General features: G+C 72.5%; 3 protein-coding genes. All 3 read left to right on the forward strand.

The window, feature by feature from the left end; translation table 11 throughout:
- Positions 1-8 precede the first annotated feature (8 nt).
- Positions 9-824 (forward strand): amino acid ABC transporter permease, encoded by an 816-nt coding sequence (locus tag CCN72_RS34480; RefSeq protein ID WP_086812284.1) that lies wholly within the window; start codon positions 9-11, stop codon positions 822-824.
- A complete protein-coding gene (locus CCN72_RS34485) occupies positions 821-2,578 on the forward strand; it encodes an FAD/NAD(P)-binding protein (protein WP_086812280.1) in 1,758 nt (585 codons plus the stop codon). Before CCN72_RS34480 ends, CCN72_RS34485 begins: the two co-directional genes overlap by 4 nt.
- Before the next feature lie 29 nt (positions 2,579-2,607).
- On the forward strand, positions 2,608-3,174 hold a 567-nt coding region (locus CCN72_RS34490), incomplete at its 3' end, for an amino acid ABC transporter ATP-binding protein (protein ID WP_086812282.1).

Genomic DNA, 3,174 nt, shown 5'->3' on the forward strand with positions numbered 1-3,174 from the left:
CCCCGGAGATACCCGGGCCCCCGGCCGTCCCCCGGATCGTGCCCCAGCGCCGCTACGGACAGTGGACCGCCGCCGTCGTCGTCCTCGTCCTGCTCGGCCTCGCCGTCACCTCCGTCGTGCGCAACCGGGCGTTCCAGTGGGACGTCGTCGCCGCGTACTTCACCACCGGCTCGGTGCTGCGCGGACTGTGGCTCACGCTCTGGCTGACCGCCGTGGTGATGGTCCTCGGCTTCGCCCTCGGTACCCTGCTCGCCGCGTTCCGGCTGTCCGCCAACCCCGTGCTGCGCGCGGTCGGCTGGGGCTATGTCTGGCTGTTCCGGTCCATCCCGATCCTGGTGCAGCTGCTGCTGTGGTTCAACATCGGGGCGCTGTACCCGACGGTGCTCGGGGTGAAGACGGTCGACCTGCTCAGCCCGGTCGCCGTCGCCGTCGTCGGTCTCACCCTGCACGAGGCCGCCTACGCCGCCGAGGTCGTGCGTGGCGGCATCCTCTCCGTCGACCGCGGCCAGATCGAGGCCGCCCAGGCACTCGGCCTGAGCCGGTGGCGCCGCTGGCGGCGGATCGTGCTGCCGCAGGCGATGCGCTCCATCGTGCCGCCCGCCGGCAACATGCTGATCGGCACCCTCAAGGGCACCTCCATCGTCAGTGTCATCGCCGTCAACGACCTGCTGTTCTCGGCCCAGTTGATCTACCACCGCACCTACCAGGTCATCCCGCTGCTGATGGTCGCCACCCTCTGGTACGCGGTCGTCACCACCGTGCTCGGCATCGGTCAGGCGTACGTCGAGAAGTACTACGCCCGCGGCACGGGCGGGACCCGATGAGGCCCCAGCTGGTGATCGTGGGCGCCGGGCCGCGGGGGACCGGCCTCCTCGAACGCATCGCCGCCAACGCCCCCGAGCTGTATGCCACCTCGGGCCTCGACATCCATCTCGTGGACCCGCATCCACCGGGCGGCGGACGCATCTGGCGCCAGGAGCAGTCGCCGCTGCTGTGGATGAACTCGCACGCCGAGGACGTCACCATGTTCACCGACGACACGGTGCGCATGGACGGACCGGTGCGCGAGGGCCCCACGCTGCACGAGTGGGCCGCCCTCGACGGCCGTACCTTCGCCGACCGCCAACTCCAGGGCAGGTACCTGCGCTTCGTGTACGAACGGGCCCTGGCCGAGCTGCCCCCGGACATCACTGTGCACCACCACCCCACCCGCGCGCTGCGCGTCGGCGGCCCCCGCGAGGGGCGCCAGCAGGTCTGGCTGGAGGGCAGGGCGCGCCCCCTCCTCGCCGACCTGGTGATCCTCGCCATCGGCCACCTCGACGCCGAACTCGACCGGGAACAGGCCGCGCTGGCCGCGTACGCCCGGACGCACGACCTGGTGCACCTGCCGCCCGACTTCACCGCCGACACCGACCTGTCCGCGCTCCAGCCCGGCGAACCGGTGCTCGTGCGGGGCTTCGGACTGGCCTTCGTCGATCTGATGGTGCTGCTCACCGAGGGCCGCGGCGGCCGGTACGACGGCGACACCTATCTGCCCTCGGGACGGGAGCCGGTGCTGTATGTCGGCTCCCGGCGCGGGGTGCCGTACCACTCGAAGATCGGCTACGACTGGAGCGGCGACCGGCCGCCGCTGCCGCGCTTCCTCGGTCCCGCCGAGATCGCGGAACTGCGCTCCAGGCCGGGCGGGTTCGACTTCCGACGCGATGTGTGGCCGCTGGTCGAGAAGGAGCTGGGCTTCGCCCACTACCACCGGCTGTTCACCGCCCACCCGGAACGCACCACGAGCGCCTGGGCCGACTTCGAGGAGAAGTACGCGGCCGCCGACGGCCCCGCCGAACGGGACGCGCTCGCCGCCGCCTGCGTACCGGACCCGGCCGACCGGCTCGACCTCACCGCGCTCGACCATCCGCTGGCCGGGGTGCGGCACGCCTCGCACGAGGACCTCCAGGACGGGCTGCGCGCCTATATCGAGGCCGACCTGGCCAGGCGCCACGACCCCGCCCACAGCGCCGACCTGGGCGTCTTCCTCGGACTGCTCTCCGTCTACGGGCAACTGGTGCGGCTCGGGGACATCGGGCCCTGGTGGCACGGGTTCTTCAGCTATCTGGCGTCCGGGCCGCCCGGCCCCCGGCTGCGGCAGATGCTCGCGCTGTCCCGGGCCGGACTGCTGCGGTTCCTCGGCGCCGATATGGCCGTCACCGCCGAGGACGGGGTGTTCCGGGCGGCCGGACCCACCGTGCCCGGGTACGCGGTCACGGCACGGGCCCTGGTCGAGGCCCGGCTGCCCGAGCCCACCGTCGCCCGCGCCCGCGACCCCCTGCTGCGCGAACTGCACGCCGACGGCGCCGCCGAGACCCCGGAGGGGCTGCTGCGGGTCGACCCCCGCGATGGCCGCCTCCTCGACGGCGCCGGGCGCCCGCACCCCCGCCGCTTCGCGCTCGGCCCCTACACCGACGCCCGCACCCCCGGCGCCTTCACCCGGCCGCGCACCGGCGGACCCGCCTTCCGGCAGAACGACGCCACCGCGCGGGCCGTGCTGGCCTTCCTGCGCTCCGGAGCCGGCCGCGCCGCCGCCTGAACTTCCCCCTATACAAAGGAATTGACCCCATGACCGTCATGGTCGACATCCGGTCGGTGCACAAGAGCTTCGGCCCGCTCGACGTCCTCAAGGGCATCGACCTCCAGGTCCGTACCGGCGAGGTCACCGTGGTGCTCGGCCCCTCCGGCTCCGGCAAGTCCACGCTGCTGCGCACCATCAACCACCTGGAGAAGGCGGACCGGGGCGAGATCACGGTGGACGGCACCCCGATCGGCTACCGGCGCGCCGGTGACCGGCTGCACGAGCTGCCCGAACGCGAGGTCCTGCGCCGCCGTACCAAGATCGGCTTCGTCTTCCAGAGCTTCAACCTCTTCCCGCACCTCACCGTCCTGGACAATGTGATCGAGGCGCCGGTCTCCGCGTTGAAACGGCCCCGCAAGGAAGCGGAGGAGGACGCGCGCCGGCTCCTCGCGCGGGTGGGGCTCGCCGACAAGTCCGCCGCGTATCCACGGCAGTTGTCCGGCGGTCAGCAGCAACGCGTTGCCATCGCACGGGCGCTGGCACTGAAGCCCCGGCTGCTGCTCTTCGACGAGCCGACCTCGGCGCTCGATCCCGAACTGGTCGGCGAGGTCCTC

It is taken from the genome of Streptomyces murinus (genome assembly GCF_002154555.1).
Taxonomy (GTDB): domain Bacteria; phylum Actinomycetota; class Actinomycetes; order Streptomycetales; family Streptomycetaceae; genus Streptomyces; species Streptomyces murinus.